General features: G+C 63.9%; 17 protein-coding genes. 6 read left to right on the top strand and 11 right to left on the bottom strand.

Features of this window, described 5'->3' with window-relative positions:
- Positions 1-33: 33 nt before the first annotated feature.
- The 7 genes from DES43_RS02045 to DES43_RS02015 all read right to left on the bottom strand — a co-directional run bounded on the left by DES43_RS02045 (position 34) and on the right by DES43_RS02015 (position 9,411).
- Positions 34-579: a thioesterase family protein gene (locus DES43_RS02045; protein WP_035025189.1), complete on the bottom strand. Its 546-nt coding sequence runs from the start codon at positions 577-579 to the stop codon at positions 34-36.
- Between the two features lie 97 nt (positions 580-676).
- The gene (locus tag DES43_RS02040) at positions 677-2,896 is read right to left on the bottom strand and encodes an FAD-dependent oxidoreductase (RefSeq protein WP_035025187.1); all 2,220 of its coding nucleotides are present in this window, start codon (positions 2,894-2,896) and stop codon (positions 677-679) included.
- 16 nt (positions 2,897-2,912) lie between these two features.
- The gene (locus DES43_RS02035) at positions 2,913-4,121 is read right to left on the bottom strand and encodes an acetyl-CoA C-acetyltransferase (RefSeq protein ID WP_035025185.1); all 1,209 of its coding nucleotides are present in this window, start codon (positions 4,119-4,121) and stop codon (positions 2,913-2,915) included.
- Positions 4,114-4,599, bottom strand: a complete 486-nt coding sequence (locus DES43_RS02030) for an OsmC family protein (protein WP_035025184.1) — start codon at positions 4,597-4,599, stop codon at positions 4,114-4,116. The genes DES43_RS02035 and DES43_RS02030 overlap by 8 nt, the downstream gene beginning before the upstream one ends.
- An 8-nt stretch (positions 4,600-4,607) precedes the next feature.
- Positions 4,608-5,777, bottom strand: a complete 1,170-nt coding sequence (locus DES43_RS02025) for an acyl-CoA dehydrogenase family protein (RefSeq protein ID WP_133674788.1) — start codon at positions 5,775-5,777, stop codon at positions 4,608-4,610.
- A gap of 150 nt (positions 5,778-5,927) precedes the next feature.
- Positions 5,928-7,721, bottom strand: a complete 1,794-nt coding sequence (locus DES43_RS02020) for an acyl-CoA dehydrogenase C-terminal domain-containing protein (RefSeq protein ID WP_035025182.1) — start codon at positions 7,719-7,721, stop codon at positions 5,928-5,930.
- A gap of 340 nt (positions 7,722-8,061) precedes the next feature.
- Complete coding sequence (locus DES43_RS02015) at positions 8,062-9,411, bottom strand: putative bifunctional diguanylate cyclase/phosphodiesterase (RefSeq protein ID WP_035025180.1); 1,350 nt, start codon at positions 9,409-9,411, stop codon at positions 8,062-8,064.
- Between the two features lie 177 nt (positions 9,412-9,588).
- On the opposite strand from DES43_RS02015, the gene gshB reads away from it, so the two are divergent.
- Both gshB and DES43_RS02005 read left to right on the top strand, forming a co-directional pair.
- Entirely contained in the window at positions 9,589-10,530 is a 942-nt protein-coding gene (gshB, locus tag DES43_RS02010; protein WP_035025178.1) for a glutathione synthase, read from the top strand.
- Positions 10,531-10,564: 34 nt separating this feature from the next.
- Positions 10,565-10,783 (top strand): hypothetical protein, encoded by a 219-nt coding sequence (locus DES43_RS02005; protein ID WP_035025361.1) that lies wholly within the window; start codon positions 10,565-10,567, stop codon positions 10,781-10,783.
- Positions 10,784-10,796: 13 nt separating this feature from the next.
- On the opposite strand, the gene DES43_RS02000 is transcribed toward DES43_RS02005, so the two are convergent.
- From DES43_RS02000 to DES43_RS01985, 4 genes are all read right to left on the bottom strand, one after another.
- A complete protein-coding gene (locus tag DES43_RS02000) occupies positions 10,797-11,564 on the bottom strand; it encodes a M48 family metallopeptidase (RefSeq protein ID WP_035025176.1) in 768 nt (255 codons plus the stop codon).
- 136 nt (positions 11,565-11,700) lie between these two features.
- Positions 11,701-12,192 carry a DUF2852 domain-containing protein gene (locus tag DES43_RS01995; RefSeq protein ID WP_035025174.1) on the bottom strand — a complete coding sequence of 164 codons (492 nt, stop codon included), beginning with the start codon at positions 12,190-12,192 and terminating at the stop codon, positions 11,701-11,703.
- 220 nt (positions 12,193-12,412) lie between these two features.
- Positions 12,413-13,555, bottom strand: a complete 1,143-nt coding sequence (locus DES43_RS01990; protein WP_035025170.1) for a benzoate/H(+) symporter BenE family transporter — start codon at positions 13,553-13,555, stop codon at positions 12,413-12,415.
- A 40-nt stretch (positions 13,556-13,595) separates the two neighbouring features.
- Positions 13,596-14,366, bottom strand: a complete 771-nt coding sequence (locus DES43_RS01985) for an alpha/beta hydrolase (RefSeq protein WP_035025360.1) — start codon at positions 14,364-14,366, stop codon at positions 13,596-13,598.
- Positions 14,367-14,584: 218 nt separating this feature from the next.
- On the opposite strand from DES43_RS01985, the gene infC reads away from it, so the two are divergent.
- The 4 genes from infC (at position 14,585) to rplT (ending at position 16,714) form a co-directional block, all read left to right on the top strand.
- Complete coding sequence (gene infC / locus DES43_RS01980) at positions 14,585-15,121, top strand: translation initiation factor IF-3 (RefSeq protein ID WP_084496438.1); 537 nt, start codon at positions 14,585-14,587, stop codon at positions 15,119-15,121.
- A gap of 121 nt (positions 15,122-15,242) precedes the next feature.
- Entirely contained in the window at positions 15,243-15,899 is a 657-nt protein-coding gene (locus DES43_RS01975; RefSeq protein WP_035025167.1) for a methyltransferase family protein, read from the top strand.
- Between the two features lie 174 nt (positions 15,900-16,073).
- Entirely contained in the window at positions 16,074-16,283 is a 210-nt protein-coding gene (gene rpmI / locus DES43_RS01970; protein WP_035025357.1) for a 50S ribosomal protein L35, read from the top strand.
- 32 nt (positions 16,284-16,315) lie between these two features.
- Complete coding sequence (rplT, locus tag DES43_RS01965; protein WP_035025166.1) at positions 16,316-16,714, top strand: 50S ribosomal protein L20; 399 nt, start codon at positions 16,316-16,318, stop codon at positions 16,712-16,714.
- The last annotated feature ends 40 nt before the right edge of the window (positions 16,715-16,754 follow it).

The raw sequence follows: 16,754 nt of genomic DNA, 5'->3' as shown, positions 1-16,754 counted from the left end.
CCCGGCTTGTCCACCCGCGGGAAAAACGTCCTGTCAGCTTTGCGCCCGCGCGGCGGAACGCATGGCCATATGCGAGGCCATGAAGGCGCTCTCGTCCTCGTTGAGAGGCCGGGGCCGGGCATCGCTGCCAAGGGCGCTGACCACTTCGCCGATCTCCAGGAAACGCCGGCCCGGACGGTCATAGATGCCGGCGGTGGTGATGACCGTGGCTGCGGTCTCGCCGGTTTCGAGCACGAAGCGGTGACGCCCGAGCGCCTGCGTGCCCTGCCATGTCTCGATGGCGGAATAGACGTGAAAGCGCTGCCACAGGCGGACCTCGCGCACATAGACGGCTTGCAGGCCGCCCAGCATCGGCGCCCATTTGCGCTCGCGGATCATCTTGCCGAGACCGGCGCGCATGAACAGGTCGATGCGGCCGACATCGGCCAGCATCATGTAGCGTGCATTGTTGAGATGCAGGTTGAGGTCGATGTCCGTTGGCAGACAGCGGAAGGTGAGGCGGGTTTCGGTGCCGAGCCGATAATCGCCCCGGCTTTTCGCCGTGGCCAGCACCCGTGCCAGTCGCGCCCAGACATACATCGCTCTCGCCTTTTCATGTGTTCGAGGCTCACATGCTTCCGGGCGAAGCGCATCGCGCCCCGCCCGGCACCGGTTCACCTGAAGATTTTCGGCGGCCTCAGGCGGCTTTCTTCGCCTCTGCGCCCGCATAGGGGTTGAAGCGCTCGTAGAAGGTTTCGCCCTTGTCCGCCATTTCAAGCAGCAGCTTCGGCGCCTTGAACTCGGCTCCGTATTTCTTTTGCAGCTTTTTGGCGATCTTGACGAACTTCGCCACGCCGATGCCGTCGATGTAGGACAGCACGCCGCCGGTATAGGGTGCGAAGCCGAAGGCGAGGATCGAGCCGACATCCGCCTCGCGCGGGTCGGTGACGATCTTTTCCTCCATCACGCGCGCCGCTTCCAGCGCAATGACGAACAGGAAGCGCTGCTTCAGCTCCTCGAAGTCGATCTTGTCGGCATCCTGCTGCGGATAGAGGTCCTTCAGGCCCGCCCACAGATGCTTCCTGGCCGGCTTTTCCGGATAGTCGTAGAAGCCCTTGCCGTTCTTGCGCCCGAGGCGGCCGTGCTTGTCGACCATGGTGTCGACCAGCTCCATCTGCCGGGGATCGACGGCCTTTTCACCCAGATCGCGAATGGTCTGCTTCATGATCTTCTGGGCAAGGTCGATGGCCGTCTCGTCGTTGAGCGACAGCGGGCCAACCGGCATGCCGGCGGCCTTGGCGGCGTTCTCGATCATCGGGGCGGGAACGCCCTCGATGAGCATCTTGTAGGCCTCGGCCATGTAGCGCAGCACGCAGCGGTTGACGAAGAAGCCGCGCGTGTCGTTGACGACGATCGGCGTCTTCCTGATGGCCCGCACATAGTCGATGGCCACGGCCAGCGCCTTGTCGCCGGTCTTCTTGCCGAGGATGATCTCGACCAGCATCATCTTGTCGACCGGCGAGAAGAAGTGGATGCCGACGAAATTCTTCGGGCGCGCCGAGTTCTTCGCCAGCGAGGTGATCGGAATGGTCGAGGTGTTGGAGGCGAACACCGCGGCTGGCTTCAGCACGGCTTCCGCCTGCTCGGTCGCCGCCTTCTTGACGCCCGAATCCTCGAACACCGCCTCGACCACGAGGTCGCAGCCATTGAGGTCGGCATAGTCGGCGCTCGGCGTGATCAGCGACAGAAGCTTTTCCTTGTCGGCCTGCGTGGCGCGGCCCTTCCTGATCGCCCCGTCCATCAGGCTTTCGGAATGGGCCTTGCCCTTTTCGGCTCCTGCCTGATCGCGGTCGATGAGCACCACCGGGATGCCGGCCTTTGCCGTGACATAGGCGATGCCCGCACCCATGAAGCCGGCGCCGATGACGCCGATTTTCCTGAACTTCGTTTCCGGCACGCCCTCGGGGCGGCGTGCGCCCTTGTTCAGCTCCTGCAGCGAGATGAACAGCGAGCGGATCATCGCTGCCGCTTCCCTCGACTGCATGATCTGCGTGAAATAACGCTGTTCAATGCGCAGGGCCGTATCGAACGGTACCAGCAGGCCCTCATAGACGCATTTCAGGATCGCGGCCGCTGCGGGATAGTTGCCGTAGGTTTCGCGGCGCAGGATGGCGATAGCCGGCGGCCACAGATTGGCGCCCGCCGCCGAGTAGATCGGCCCGCCGGGCAGCTTGAAGCCTTTCTGGTCCCATGGCTGCACTGCGGAGAGGCCGTTCTTGATGAGGCCCTTCGCCGTTTCGACCAGTTTCGCCGGTTCGGCGATCTCGGTGATGAGGCCCATGGATTTGGCCTTCTTCGGCGTCAGCGTCTGGCCGGTGGTCAGCATCTGCAAAGCCTGCTGCTGGTCGGTCAGGCGCGGCACGCGCTGGGTGCCGCCGGCACCGGGGAAGATGCCGATCTTCACTTCGGGAAGCGCCATCTTCACCTTGTCGCTGTCAGCGGCGACGCGGGCGTGACAGGCGAGCGAGAGCTCGAACGCGCCGCCCATGCAGGTGCCGTTGATGGCCGAGACCCACGGCTTGCCGCAGGTTTCGAGCTTGCGGAAAAGCCCGGTCATGTAGCCGGCGGTCTCGAACAGCTTCTGCGTCGCCTTCTGTGGATCGCTGGCCTTCTCCTCGGCGAAGATCGACAGCATCTTCTGCAGCATGGTGATGTCGGCGCCGCCGGAGAACGTGTCCTTGCCGGAGGTGATGACCGCGCCCTTGATGGCGGTGTCGCCGGTCACGCGGTCCACGATGCTGTCAAGCTCGCGCATCGCCTCTTCGGTGAATACGTTCATCGAACGGTCGGGCATGTCCCAGGTAACGAGGGCGATGCCGTCCGCATCGGTTTCGACGGTGAAATTCCTGTAGGTCATTTGTCCTGCCCTCCGATCAGACGCGTTCGATGATGGTGGCGGTGCCCATGCCCGCACCGATGCACAGCGTCACCAGCGCGGTGTTGAGGTCGCGCCGCTCCAGTTCGTCCAGCACCGTGCCAAGGATCATCGCGCCGGTGGCTCCCAGCGGATGGCCCATGGCGATGGCGCCGCCGGCCACGTTCATCTTGTCGTGGGGAATGTCGAAAGCTTGGCAGTAGCGCAGCACCACCGAGGCGAAGGCTTCGTTGAGCTCGAACAGGTCGATGTCGGAGATCTTCATGCGGGCGCGCTGGAGCAGCTTCTCGGTCACGTCAACCGGGCCGGTCAGCATCAGCACCGGCTCGGAGCCGATATTGGCGAAGGCGCGGATGCGGGCGCGCGGCTTCAGGCCCATCGACTTGCCGGCCTTCTTCGAGCCGAGCAGCACGGCGGCGGCACCATCGACGATGCCGGAGGAATTGCCGGCATGGTGGACGTGGTTGACCGTCTCGATCTCGGGATGCTTCTGCACGGCGACCGCGTCGAAACCGCCCATCTCGCCCGGCATCACGAAGGAGGGGTTGAGCGAGGCCAGCGCCTGCATGTCGGTGTCGGGGCGCATGTGCTCGTCATGGTCGAGAATGACGAGGCCGTTCTGGTCCTTGACCGGAATGACCGAGTTCTTGAACCAGCCCTTCTTCCACGAATGGGCGGCGCGCTTCTGGCTTTCCACCGCATAGGCGTCGACGTCGTCGCGCGAGAAGCCGTATTTGGTGGCGATCAGGTCGGCCGAAATGCCCTGCGGCACGAACCAGCCGGGGAAGCCCACCGACGGGTCCATGAACCAGGCGCCGCCGGCCGCGCCCATGCCGATGCGGCTCATCGATTCCACGCCGCCGGCAATCACGATGTCGTCGGCGCCCTGCGCGATCTTGGCAGCGCCCAGATTGATGGCGTCGAGGCCCGAGGCGCAGAAGCGCGAGAGCTGGATGCCGGGGGCCTTGTCGGCATAGCCGGCCTCGAAGGCCGCGGCGCGCGGGATCACCGCGCCCGCTTCGCCGACCGGATCGACGCAGCCGAAAATGATGTCGTCCACCGTGCCGGTGTCGAGCCCGTTGCGGTCGCGGATCGCTTCCAGCGTCTTTGCGGCAAGCCGCACCGCCGGCACTTCGTGCAGCGAGCCGTCCTTCTTGCCGCGCCCGCGCGGTGTGCGTACCGCGTCATAGACATAGGCTTCAGCCATGATGTGCTTCCTTCCCTGTAGGTTCGAAAACGGGCTCGACGCGCACGTCGGTCCTGACGGAATTGGCGATGAAGCAGACTTCATGCGCCTTGTGATGCAATCCATCGAGCGTGGCGCGGTCGGCGTCACAGTCGATGCGGGGCCGCAGCGTGACGGTCGTCAGCGCAACGCGGCCTTCCGCGTTCTTCTCCAGAATGCCCTCCGCCGTGTCGTGATAGGCACGTACGGTGACGCCGGCGCGACGGGCCAGATCGAGGAAGGACATCATGTGGCAGGACGAAAGCGCCGCCACCATCAGTTCTTCCGGATCGACGGCGGATGGATCGGCAAAAGGCTGCGGCACGACGGCGGGCGAGGCGGATGCGCGCACGGCCAGACCGTTGTCGAAACGGATTTCATGCACGCGCGAATAGCGGCCCCTCCGGAAATCCTCCTCCGGGTTTGCCGTCCATTCGATCTCGGCGACATAGGTCGACATTCCGGTCCTCACAGGCTCCGTGCGATCAGCAGTTTCATGATCTCGTTGGTGCCGCCATAGATGCGCTGCACCCGCGCGTCGCGCCACATGCGCGCGATCGGATATTCGTTCATATAGCCATAGCCGCCATGCAGTTGCAGGCACTCGTCCATGACCTTGCCTTGCAGGTCGGAGAGCCAGTACTTGGCCATGGAGGCGGTGGCCGGATCGAGGCCGCCCTCGATATGGCGCTTCACGCAGTCGTTGTAGAAGACGCGGCCGATGGTGATCTCGGTCTTCAGTTCGGCCAGCCTGAACTGGGTGTTCTGGAAATTGAGGATCGGCTGGCCGAAAGCCTTGCGTTCCTTCACATAGTCGATGGTCAGCGCCAGCGCCCGCTCGGCCATGGCAATCGCCGTTGTCCCGATCATCAGCCGCTCCTGTGGAAGCTGCTGCATGAGCTGGATGAATCCCTGGCCTTCTTCCGTTCCGAGCAGGTTGGAGGTGGGAACGCGCAGGTCGTTGAAGAACAATTCAGAGGTGTCGTTGGCCTTGAGCCCGATCTTGTCGAGGTTGCGGCCGCGCTCGAAGCCTTCCGCCCCGTCGGTCTCGACCACGATCAGCGAGGTTCCCTTGGCGCCCTTGTCCGGATCGGTCTTGGCGACGACGATGATCAGGTTGGCAAGCTGGCCGTTGGTGATGAAGGTCTTGGAGCCGTTGATGCGGTACTGGTTGCCGTCCTTGTCGGCGCGGGTGCGCACGCCCTGCAGGTCGGAGCCCGCGCCGGGCTCGGTCATGGCTATGGCGCCGATCATCTCGCCGCTGGCCAGCTTTGGCAGCCACTTCTTCTTCTGCTCTTCCGAGCCGTAGTGCAGGATGTAGGGAGCGACGATGGCGTTGTGCAGGCCGATGCCGAAGCCGTCGACGCCGACATGGCCGATGGCCTCGATGATGGCGCTCTCATGGGCGAAGCTGCCGCCGGCGCCGCCATATTCTTCCGGCATTGAGGGGCACAGAAGCCCCGCGGCGCCGGCCTTTTCCCATGCGGAACGATCGACGATCTCGTTCTTCTCGTAGGCGTCGTAGTGCGGCGCGATCTCTTCCGACATGAAGCGGTGCGCCATGTCGTAGAGCATGGCGACGTCTTCCTGCGCCCAGCCGGGCTTCGGAACGGACAGAATTTCGGCGGGACTGGTCATGCTTTTCCTCCGGCGACCCCCTCATCAGAAAACGGAGGGGGACGATCCAATCCTGAAACCCCAGAGCAATTCCAGCAAGACTGCGAAGCGGTTTGCGTTCGGAATTGCGTCAGAACAAAGGGTTAGAGCATTCCTGCTTGCAGAAATGTTCTAGAACGCCTCTGCTGGCAGCGCCATCATCGTGTCGGCGCCGGTGGAGATGCGGGCGAGATGCGCGCTCGTCTCCGGCATCACGCGCTCCATGAAGTAGCGGGCGATGACGATCTTGTTCTCATGGAAGGCGGCATCGGCGGCGCCTTCGGCGAGCTTCTCCTGCGAAGCCTTGACCATGCGGCCCCACATGTAGCCGAGCGCGACGAGGCCGAAGAGATGCAGATAGTCGGTCGAGGCCGCACCGGCATTGTCGGGCTTGGCCATAGCATTTTGCATCAGCCACATGGTGGCGGCCTGGAGATCGTTGAGGCCCTTCTTGATGCCCTTGGTGAAGGGTGCGAGCTTCTCGTCCGCGCGGTTCTGCTCGCAGAACTCGCCCACCTCCTTGAAGAACGCCTGCACGGCGCGGCCGCCGTTCTGCGCCAGCTTGCGGCCGACGAGGTCGAGCGCCTGGATGCCGTTGGCGCCCTCGTAGATCATGGCGATGCGGGCGTCGCGCACGAACTGGCTCATGCCGTGCTCTTCGATGTAGCCGTGGCCGCCGAACACCTGCTGCGCCATCACCGCATGCTCGAAACCCTTGTCGGTGAGCACGCCCTTGATGACAGGCGTCATCAGGCCAAGCATGTCGTCGGCTGCCTGCCGCGCCTTCTCGTCGTCCGAGCGGTGGGCGATGTCGGAGTTGAGCGCCGTCCACAGCACCAGCGCGCGGCCGGCCTCGTTGAAGGCGCGCATGGTCATCAGCGCGCGGCGGATGTCGGGGTGGACGATGATCGGATCGGCCTTGCCCTGCGGGTTCTTCGGCCCGCTCAGCGAGCGGCCCTGGAGGCGTTCGCGGGCATAGGCGACGGCGTTCTGGTAAGCGATCTCGGACATCGACAGGCCCTGAAGGCCAACGCCGAGGCGGGCTTCGTTCATCATCACGAACATGGCCTTGAGGCCGCCATTCTCGGCGCCGAGCAGCGTGCCCTCGGCCTCGTCATAGTTCATGACGCAGGTGGCGTTGCCGTGGATGCCCATCTTCTCTTCAAGCGAGCCGCAGGACACGCCGTTGGCCGCGCCCGGATTGCCGTTCGCGTCGAGCCTGAACTTCGGAACGATGAACAGCGAAATGCCTTTCACGCCTTCGGGCGCGCCATCGATGCGGGCCAGCACCAGATGGATGATGTTGTCGCTCATGTCGTGGTCGCCGGCCGAGATGAATATCTTCTGGCCGGAGATGCGATAGGTGCCGTCGCCGTTGGGCACCGCCCTGGTGCGCAGCAGGCCGAGATCGGTGCCGCAATGCGGCTCGGTCAGGTTCATGGTGCCGGTCCAGGCGCCGTCGATCATCTTCGGCAGGAAGGTCTGCTTCTGTTCCTCGTTGCCGTGGACGAGAATGGCGGCGATCGCCCCCTGCGTCAGGCCGGGATACATCATCAGCGCCATGTTGGTGGACGACAGATATTCCCCGACGGCAGCATGGATGGTGTAGGGCAGGCCCTGTCCGCCATATTCGGCCGGCGTGGACAGACCCATCCAGCCGCCCTCGCGATATTGCTGATAGGCAGCCCTGAACCCTTTCGGCGTCGTCACCGAGCCATCGTCATGACGCGTGCAGCCTTCAAGATCGCCGACGCGATTGAGCGGCAGCATGACGTTTTCGGCGAGCTTCGCGCCCTCGGCCAGAATGGCTTCCAGCACGTCGGGCGAGGCGTCGGCGAAGCCGGGCAGGCTGGCGTGGTCGGGATAACCCAGGACGTCGTTGAGAAGATAGAGCGTGTCCTGGACCGGCGACTGGTAGATGGGCATGCAGTTCCTCCACCCGTGGGAATGATGCGGGCGCGCGCAGCGCACTGAATCCGATAATGGCCCAGACATAGCAAGTATTGACGTTTGCGTAAACGTCAATTTTGGGAGGGCCGGACGAATCTGCATGCCGCGCGGAAGCTGTTGCGGACCGGATCACGGAACATGTTGCAGCTTTGTGGCGGCCATCCCGAAAGCCCCGGCGACACGACGCCGGATCGGGAGCATCAGCCTTGCAAAGGAGATACGGCTGCCGGAAAACCCGCATCTCCATGAGGAGAGGTGCCCCGATACGCGTCGCTCGGCATGGGAGTTGCCCGCAAAGGCGGTGCGGCAGGCGTTTTCAGATTGCGGCAGATTGCGGGATGTTGCGCATCAGCCCGCGCAGCAGGGCGAGCGTGGAGGTGGCGTCCACCGGTTTTCCGAACAGGAAGCCCTGTCCGGCCTGACAGCCGAATTCGAGCAGGCATTCCGCCTGCTCCTCCTCTTCGATGCCTTCGGCGACGACATGGATGCCGAGGCCGTCGCACATCGACAATATGGCGCGGATGATGTGCTGCGAGGGCCGGTCCTTCAGCATGGAGGAGACGAAGGCGCGGTCGATCTTGAGCTTGTCGAACGGAAATTCGCGCAAACGGCTGAGCGAGGACTGGCCCGTGCCGAAATCGTCGAGTGCGATGCGGATGCCATGGCGGCGCAGCTCGTCGATGATCTTGGCGACCGAGGCTGAATCGCTCATCAGGCCGCTTTCGGTGATCTCGACCTCCAGCCGGCGCGGATTGAACCCGGTGCGTTCGAGCATGGCCAGGATATGATGGCCGGTGTTCTGGTCGACGAGTTGCGACGGCGAAAGATTGAAGGACAGGAACAGGTCGTCCGGCCAGGCCCGTGCCGCCTCGGCTGCCTTGCGAAGCACGAGCTGCGACAGCGGTCCGATGATGCCGCGCTCCTCGGCGATGGGGATGAAAATGGCTGGCGAGACGTGCCCGAGATCGGGGTCGGTCCATCTGGCCAGTGTCTCGAAGCCGATGATGCGCCGCGTCCGCAGGTCGACTATGGGCTGGAAGTGCGGCTCCACCTCGCCGGTCGAGACCGCGCGGCGCAGCGCCTGCTCGATATGGGTGAGGCGCCTTGCGGCTTCCTCCATTTCGCGCGTGTAGACCATGACCTGTCCGCGCCCGGAGCGCTTGGCATGATAGAGCGCGGTTTCGGCCTTGCTCAGCAATATGCCGGTGGTTTCGTCCTGGGAATAGAACAGCGAGCAGCCGGCCGAGGCCGACAGGCGCGCCGTGCGCTCGCCGACGTCGTAGGGAGCCGACAGGATCTCGATCAGCGTACGCGCCTTCTCGGCTGCCGCCTCCTCGCTGAACACCATGGGGCACAGAAAGGCGAACTCGTCGGCGCCGATGCGGCAAACCAGCGAGTGGCTGTCCATGGAGGCGCGAAGGCGCATGGCGATCTGGGCGAGTATGTCGTCGCCGGCCTGATAGCCCAACAGATCGTTGATCGGTTTGAAACCGTCGAGGTCGAGAATGCCGATGGCGAAAGGGGCGGGGTCGTCGGCGCGGTCGCGGATCAGCCGGTCGACCCGGTCGCAGAAGCGCCGGTGATTGCCGAGACCTGTCAGTACATCTGTGTATGCGAGGTCGTTGCCGTCTCCGCTGACTTGCCGGCCACCAAACGGCATGTGCATCGTGCTTCCTGAAAATAAACAAAAAATCGTCGTGGCGGACCATGGCATCAAACCCTTTAGGAAAGGTATCGATGGAACGTTATTTCGCCCCGGCCGCATTCTTCGTTCCGCCGCTGCATTGGCAGGCAGGGCCAACTTGCCTATATCTCGCGCCTCAGGACTTCGGAGACCTTCCCCATGCCGCTCAGGATCGCGGTCCAGATGGACCATATCTCCACCGTGTCGATTGCCGGTGACACCACATTCGCGCTGTCGCTGGAAGCGCAGCGGCGTGGGCATGTTCTCTATCATTATACGCCCGACCGCCTGTCGCTGCTCGGCGGCAGGGTGTTCGCCCGCATCGAGGAGATGACGGTGCGCGACGAGAAGGGCAGCCATTTCACGCTGGGCGAGCCGGTGCGCACCGATCTGTCGGAGATGGACGTCATCCTGCTGCGCCAGGACCCTCCCTTCGACATGAACTACATCACCACCACCCACATGCTGGAGCGCATCCATCCGGCGACGCTGGTGGTCAACGATCCGGCCTGGGTGCGCAACAGCCCGGAGAAGATCTTCGTCACCGAATTCGCCGACCTGATGCCGGAGACCCTGATCACCAAGGATCCCGGCGAGGTCGCCGCCTTCCGCCGCCAGTTCGGCGACATCATCATCAAGCCGCTCTACGGCAATGGCGGCGCGGGCATCTTCCATCTGCGCGACGACGACCAGAACCTGTCGTCGCTGCTCGAAATGTTCTCGCAGATGTTCCGCGAACCCTTCATCGTCCAGCGTTATCTGAAGGACGTGCGCAAGGGCGACAAGCGCATCCTCCTCATCGATGGCGAGCCGGTCGGAGCGATCAACCGGGTGCCGGCCGACCATGAATCGCGCTCCAACATGCATGTGGGCGGGCGCGCCGAGAAGACCGAGCTGACCGCTCGCGAGCGCGAGATCTGCGAGGCGATCGGCCCTTCGCTGAAGGCGCGCGGATTCATACTGGTCGGCATCGACGTCATCGGCGACTATATGACGGAGATCAACGTCACCTCGCCGACCGGCATCCGTGAGGTGAAGCGTTTCGGCGGCGCCGACATCGCCGCCCTGTTCTGGGATTGCGTGGAGGCGAAGCGGAGATAGTATCGGGACATGTCCCGATCCGGCTGGAGTGGCGATGAACGACGACAGCATCCGCGAAGCGAAGGAAAAGCTGGCGCAGGCCCGTGAGGTTATCGCCTGGCTGTTGCAGCGCGCCGGAATGGACGGAGCCGAGGGCCAGCGCGCGCTGGACTATTTCAGCGGCGCTGCCTTCGACCGCGATTTCCTGCCATGGCCGCGCCATACGGGCGAATCGCTGCATCCGGACGAGCTGAACGCCACCAACGACGACTGAAGCGCGGCCGGGGCTATTCGAACACGATCGCCTGAAGCGCCGAGCCGTTGCGCTTCAGCCAGCTCTTGCACCGTTCGGTATCGGGGCACAGCTCTGCGCACAGCTTCCAGAATTTCGGACCGTGATTCATCTCGCGCAGATGCGCGACCTCGTGCGCGACGAGGTAGTCGATGACCGGGCGTGGCGCCATCATGATGCGCCATGAGAAGGACAGCGTGCCGTCGGCGGTGCAGGAGCCCCAGCGGCTCGACGTGTCCTTGAAGCGCACCGCCTTCGCCTTGCGGCCGACCGCAGCCGAATGCTTTTCGACCAGCGCGCCGATCTCGCGCCGCGCCTCGCGCTTGAGGAAGTCCGCCACGCGTCTCGGCAGATGGGCGCGCTCGCCATGGACGATCAGCAGCGGGCCGGTTTCGTCCTTGCCGACCGTGACCGTCCCGCGCTTGCCCGGCTCATGCACGATCCTGTGCGGCACGCCGTAGAGCGGCAGCTTGATGCCGGGGCGCACCTGCGGCCGATCCGGCAGCTTCGCCAGCCTTTCCTCCAGCCAGCCCTGATGGCGGGTCAGGAAATTGTCGACCTCGCCGCCGCGCAGGCCGGGCGGAACGGTGATGCGCAGGCCCTGTCCGCCTGCGTCGATGCGCAGGGTCAGGCGGCGCGCGCGCCCGTTTTCCACGATGCGCAGCGGCAGCGTGCGGCCTGCGACCGTGTGCTCGCGCAGCTCGACCGGCTGCGGCGCGGGCTTCGCGGCTTTGTTGAGATTTCGAAAGAAGCCGAAGGACATGACCCTACCATAGGCGATTCGCCGGCGGGATGGATGGGGTGAAGTGCTGGCCGGATCAGGCAAGCGGAACTGCATAAGACAAACGGCGCCGCTGAATTGGCGGCGCCGCTTTGCGGTGGGGGGAAGAACTCCCCGTTCAGTCGTCGAGCAGATTGTCGTTGGGCTTGCCGCGCTTCTTCGGTGCCGGCCCGGCCGGCGTTGTGGTGGTGGGCGCGGTGGCGCGGTTGCGCTCGGCCATGAAGCGGTCGAACTCTTCCTGGTCCTTGGCGCGGCGCAGTTCGCGCGCATATTCGTCGAACTCGTTCAGCATCTCGTCGAGCTTGCGGCGCTCTTCGTCAAGACGGGCCAGTTCCTTCTCGCGCCAGTCGTCGAAGGCGACGTTGCCAGTGCGGGTGTGGCCGGTGCAGGTGTGGCCCCAGCGCTGGGCCTTGTCTGCGCCGCGGCGGCAGCCGGCGAAGATGCCGTCGGTCGCGCGGTTGACGTCCTTCTTGAAGCCTTCCAGCCGGTCGCCCCAGATGATGTAGGCGAGCATGGCAAGGCCGAGCGGCCAGAACACCATGAAGCCGATCACCATCAGCGCGATGGTCGCCGGCGTCCATGCCGGGCGGATCAGTGCAGTCGTGTTCATGTTCTTCGCGTTCCTTCAGTTGGAGCCAGCCGGTCCGGCTGCCTGCAATCGAAATGGGAAGCGAAAAAAGGCGATTCAAGACAAAATCGGAACGAAACGCTTAATTGGCTGGCATCGCGCAGATCGCCTTGTGTCCTTCAGGATGCACAAGGGGCGATCTAAGTTATTGACATGGCATAGGAATCTCCGGAAATCGGATTCCACTTTCCGATCCGCTGCTCTAGGATTTTTTGAGCCTGTCGAGGAACAGGACGACGAGCCCGGCAATCAGCCCCCAGAACGCAGAGCCGATGCCGAACAGCACGAGCCCGGAGGCGGTGACCGCGAAGGTAACGGTGGCAGCCATCCGCTCCTCGTCGTTCCGGAGCGCGATTCCGAGCGCGTTTGCGAGGGGCCCGAGCAGCGCCAGCCCCGCGACCAGCACGATCAGGCTTTGCGGCAGCACGGCGAAGATCGCCACCAGCGAGGCGCCGAAAATGGCGAAGACGAGATAGGCGAGCGCGTAGAAAGGTCCCGTTTTCCAGCGCTCGGCAGGATCGGGATGCACGTCGGGGCCGGTGCAGATGGCAGCGGAGATCGCGGCGAGGTTGGTGGTCGAAGCGCCGAACGGCGCGGTCAGAACCGAGAACAGCCCGGTCACGCCGATCAGCGGGGCGGGGTCCGGCTCGTAGCCCGAGGCGCGCAGCACCGCCAGTCCGGACAGGTTCTGCGAAGCCATGGTGACCAGATAAAGCGGAACGGCGAGGCCGACGATCGCACCGGCCGAAAATTCAGGCCAGATCCAGGTCAGGGTCGAGAGCTCGGGGGTCGGCAGGCCGCCCACGCGCCCGGTCAGGAAGGCGGCCGCGCCGCCGCCGATCAGCACGGCCAGAACGGAAATTGCCGGATTTACCAGCCTGAGCACGAAGAAGGCGGCAATCAGCGGTACGATCAGCCATGGATCGGCGGGCACTGTCTTTGCCGCGTCGGTGGCAAAGGTGACGACGATGCCCGCCAGCATTCCCGAAGCGACCGAGGCCGGAATGCGCGCGATCAGCATGGTCAGCGGCCGGAACAGCGCCGTCAGCACCAGAAGAGCGCCGGTGACGAGGAATGCGCCTGCGGCCTCGCCCATGGAAAAGCCGCTGGAGGCGGCGATCAGCGCCACGCCCGGGGTAGACCATGCGGTGATGACCGGCATTTTCGTGCGCCATGACAGCCATGCCGTCTCGAAGGCCATGGCAAGGCACAGCGCGGTCACCCAGCTCGCCGTCTGCAACTGGGTCGCGCCGACGGCGCCCGCGGCCGCGATGACGATGGCGAGCGTTCCGCCGAAACCGACGATCGCAGCCACGAAGGCCGACACCGGGATGGATATGCGCATCTTGAGAGAGCTCGCGTGGAAGAAGAAGTCGGTCGTTGCGTCAGCCGGCCCGCGCGGCCATGCCGTTTACCGCCGAAATCAGCAGCTCGATGTCCTGTGCCCGCGACAGGCGGTGGTCGCCGTCGGGCACCAGGGAGAGCGTGACGTCGTCTGCGGGAAGAAGGCTGACCAGCCTGAGCGCATGGGCGTGCGGCACCGACTCGTCCCGCATGCCTTGCAGGATGTGAACCGGGCAATGGGTATCGATGGGGCCGTTCATGACCAGATTGTCGCGTCCGTCCTCGATCAGCGCGCGTGTGTAGATATAGGGCTCGTCCACATATTCTGAGGGAATCTGGAAATACCCCCTGCTGGCCAGTTCGCCGCGCTGGGTGTCCGTCATCTCCGGCTCCACCAGTTCGGCGGTGAAATCGGGCGCCGGGGCGACAAGCACCAGCCCCCTGACGCGGTTCTCGCCGGCCTTGAGCAGTTCCTGCACCATGCGCAGCGCGATCCATCCGCCCATGGAGGAGCCGACAAGAACCTGTGGCCCGCGCGTATAACGGGCGAATACGGCCAGGCTCTCGCGCAGCCATTTCGAGATCGTGCCGTCCGCGAACTCCCCGCCTGATTCGCCGTGGCCGGAATAGTCGTGCCGTATGAAGGCACGGCCCTGTCCGGCTGCCCACTCTGCCAGCGCTTCTGCCTTGGTCCCGAGCATGTCGGACTTGTACCCGCCCAGCCACACCAGGCCGGGCGTATCGCCCTCCTGGCGGCGCACGGCGATTTCCACGCCGTCCACATCCAGAAACTCGACTTGCGATGCGGTCATGATATGCTCCTGTTCAGGCCGCGTGTTGTGGCACAGGCCGACCGGCTGGAAAAGCCGCATTGCGATTTCCGGATTTGCAACAGGCGGATATGAATGGCCGGCTGACATCGCGGATTGTGGTGATTTTCATTGCCCGCTGTGCTATTGACACCGCGCACGCGCTTCCCACATAGGCGCCTCCGCATCCGCCATATCAACAATTCGAGGAGAATACGACCATTCGCAGACCTTTCAAAGCAGCAGCGCCCGTCAAGGAAGGGCCGCGCGCTAACCGGGACATCAAGGTCCCCCGCGTCCAGCTTATCGATGCCGACGGCAACAACCGCGGCGAAATTGCCACCAGCGAAGCCCTCCAGCTCGCCGAAGAGGCCGGGCTGGACCTCGTTGAGATTTCTCCCAATGCCAATCCGCCGGTTACCAAGATCCTCGATCTGGGCAAGCTGAAATACGCCACCCAGAAGAAGGCGGCCGAAGCCCGCAAGAACCAGAAGGTCATCGAGATCAAGGAGATCAAGATGCGCCCGAACATCGACGACCACGATTACGAGGTCAAGATGCGTTCGGCCCGCCGGTTCTTCGAGGAAGGCGACAAGGTCAAGGTCACGCTGCGCTTCCGCGGCCGCGAGATGGCGCATATGGAACTCGGCATGCAGCTCCTCAACAAGGTGCGCGAGGAAACGGCGGCGATCGCCAAGGTCGAGGCCGAGCCCAAGCTCGAAGGCCGCCAGATGATGATGGTGCTGGCGCCGCGCTGAAGCGTGGCGTTGGAAAGCCATCGTCCCGGCAGATTTGTGGCATCGCGGACCGCGCGGTGCCATGATCCCGCCGCAACCGCGTGCTCATGACAGCTCACGAACATCGCGAGCGGAGACCGTCATGGGCGAGGGCGCGGCACATACCCCGCAGGATGCAGCGCCAGGAGGACCCGGCCTCAGCAGCTACCAGCGCATGCGCCGCCGTGTGCTTGCGCTTCTGGTGGTGCTTCTGTGCAGCCTGCTGCTCTTCGGCCAGTCCGTCTTTCCGCCCGAAACCGTTGTCCACGAAACCATAGAAATGTTCGGCGTGCTGCTGATCTTTCTCGGCATAGTCGGGCGCCTGTGGGCCACGCTCTATATTGGCGGGCGCAAATCGGCCGAGGTGGTGACGGGCGGGCCCTATTCGATCACCCGCAATCCGCTCTATGTGTTTTCGACGCTGGCGGCTGCCGGTGTCGGCGCGCAGATGGGCTCGCTGACGGCCATGTTCGGCTTCGCGTTCCTGTGCGTGTTCGCCTTTCATTTCGTGATCCTGCGCGAGGAGCGCTTCCTCAGGCAGGAGCTTGGTGCGCCATATGAAGCCTACCTTGCCCGCGTTCCGCGCTTCATCCCCGATCTGTCGCTCTATCATGAGGGCGATACGGGCTCGTTCAGGCCGCGCCTGCTGAAGACCACGCTGCTCGACGGGCTTGTGTTCCTGCTGGCCATGCCGGTTTTCGAGTCCATCGACGGCGCGCAGATGGCCGGCATCCTGCCGGTGCTGTTCACCGTTCCGTAGGCAGGCATTCGCTGCGACGGCAAGGTGTTGCGCTTCCGTCCACTTTGCCGTATAGACCCGCCGTTCATGAAAACCGCCCGGCAGGGCATGCCGTGGCGGTTTCGCTTGCTTTCCGGACTTTGGTCGGTCCGGAGCGAAGACAAGGGCGATACGCCCGATAAGGAGACAAGCAAAATGCCCAAGATGAAGACCAAGTCTTCCGCCAAGAAGCGGTTCAAGATCACCGGCACCGGCAAGGTGCTTTCGGCTGCCGCCGGCAAGCGCCACGGCATGATCAAGCGTACCAACAAGTTCATCCGCGACGCCCGCGGCACCATGGTTCTTGCAGAGCCGGATGCCAAGAAGGTCGTCAAGAATTTCCTGCCTAACGGCGGCGGCATCTGAGCCGGTTGGAACGATATTAAGGAGATCATGACATGCGCGTGAAAAGAGGCACTACCGGCCACGCCAGGCACAAGAAGGTTCTGAAAGCCGCCAAGGGCTTTTACGGCCGTCGCAAGAACACCATCCGCATCGCCAAGCAGGCGGTGGAGAAGTCGCTGCAATACGCCTACCGCGACCGCAAGGCCCGTAAGCGCAATTTCCGCGCCCTGTGGATCCAGCGCATCAACGCTGCGGTGCGCGAGCACGGCCTGACCTACGGTCGCTTCATCGACGGTCTCAACAAGGCCGGCATCGAGATCGACCGCAAGGTTCTGTCCGACATGGCCATCCATGAGCCGCAGGCTTTCGCCGCGCTGGTGGCGAAGTCGAAGACCGCGCTGGAATACCTCAAGGACACCACTCCGAATGCTTTTGAGAGCGCTGTAGCTTAAGCCAGCGTTTTCCCGAAGCTTTCGATATTACGATTTGGGA

Source organism: Aquamicrobium defluvii (assembly GCF_004363725.1).
Taxonomy (GTDB): Bacteria; Pseudomonadota; Alphaproteobacteria; order Rhizobiales; family Rhizobiaceae; genus Mesorhizobium; species Mesorhizobium defluvii.
Note: the sequence above shows the minus strand (reverse complement) of the source record. Positions and strands in the feature narration are given on the sequence as shown.

What these genes read in the sequence shown, in the direction of transcription:
- DES43_RS02045 (WP_035025189.1), bottom strand. Translation starts at nt 579, where the DNA reads ATGTATGTCTGGGCGCGACTGGCACGGGTGCTGGCCACGGCGAAAAGC.
- DES43_RS02040 (WP_035025187.1), bottom strand. Translation starts at nt 2,896, where the DNA reads ATGACCTACAGGAATTTCACCGTCGAAACCGATGCGGACGGCATCGCC.
- DES43_RS02035 (WP_035025185.1), bottom strand. Translation starts at nt 4,121, where the DNA reads ATGGCTGAAGCCTATGTCTATGACGCGGTACGCACACCGCGCGGGCGC.
- DES43_RS02030 (WP_035025184.1), bottom strand. Translation starts at nt 4,599, where the DNA reads ATGTCGACCTATGTCGCCGAGATCGAATGGACGGCAAACCCGGAGGAG.
- DES43_RS02025 (WP_133674788.1), bottom strand. Translation starts at nt 5,777, where the DNA reads ATGACCAGTCCCGCCGAAATTCTGTCCGTTCCGAAGCCCGGCTGGGCG.
- DES43_RS02020 (WP_035025182.1), bottom strand. Translation starts at nt 7,721, where the DNA reads ATGCCCATCTACCAGTCGCCGGTCCAGGACACGCTCTATCTTCTCAAC.
- DES43_RS02015 (WP_035025180.1), bottom strand. Translation starts at nt 9,411, where the DNA reads ATGCACATGCCGTTTGGTGGCCGGCAAGTCAGCGGAGACGGCAACGAC.
- gshB (WP_035025178.1), top strand. Translation starts at nt 9,589, where the DNA reads ATGCCGCTCAGGATCGCGGTCCAGATGGACCATATCTCCACCGTGTCG.
- DES43_RS02005 (WP_035025361.1), top strand. Translation starts at nt 10,565, where the DNA reads ATGAACGACGACAGCATCCGCGAAGCGAAGGAAAAGCTGGCGCAGGCC.
- DES43_RS02000 (WP_035025176.1), bottom strand. Translation starts at nt 11,564, where the DNA reads ATGTCCTTCGGCTTCTTTCGAAATCTCAACAAAGCCGCGAAGCCCGCG.
- DES43_RS01995 (WP_035025174.1), bottom strand. Translation starts at nt 12,192, where the DNA reads ATGAACACGACTGCACTGATCCGCCCGGCATGGACGCCGGCGACCATC.
- DES43_RS01990 (WP_035025170.1), bottom strand. Translation starts at nt 13,555, where the DNA reads ATGCGCATATCCATCCCGGTGTCGGCCTTCGTGGCTGCGATCGTCGGT.
- DES43_RS01985 (WP_035025360.1), bottom strand. Translation starts at nt 14,366, where the DNA reads ATGACCGCATCGCAAGTCGAGTTTCTGGATGTGGACGGCGTGGAAATC.
- DES43_RS01975 (WP_035025167.1), top strand. Translation starts at nt 15,243, where the DNA reads ATGGGCGAGGGCGCGGCACATACCCCGCAGGATGCAGCGCCAGGAGGA.
- rpmI (WP_035025357.1), top strand. Translation starts at nt 16,074, where the DNA reads ATGCCCAAGATGAAGACCAAGTCTTCCGCCAAGAAGCGGTTCAAGATC.
- rplT (WP_035025166.1), top strand. Translation starts at nt 16,316, where the DNA reads ATGCGCGTGAAAAGAGGCACTACCGGCCACGCCAGGCACAAGAAGGTT.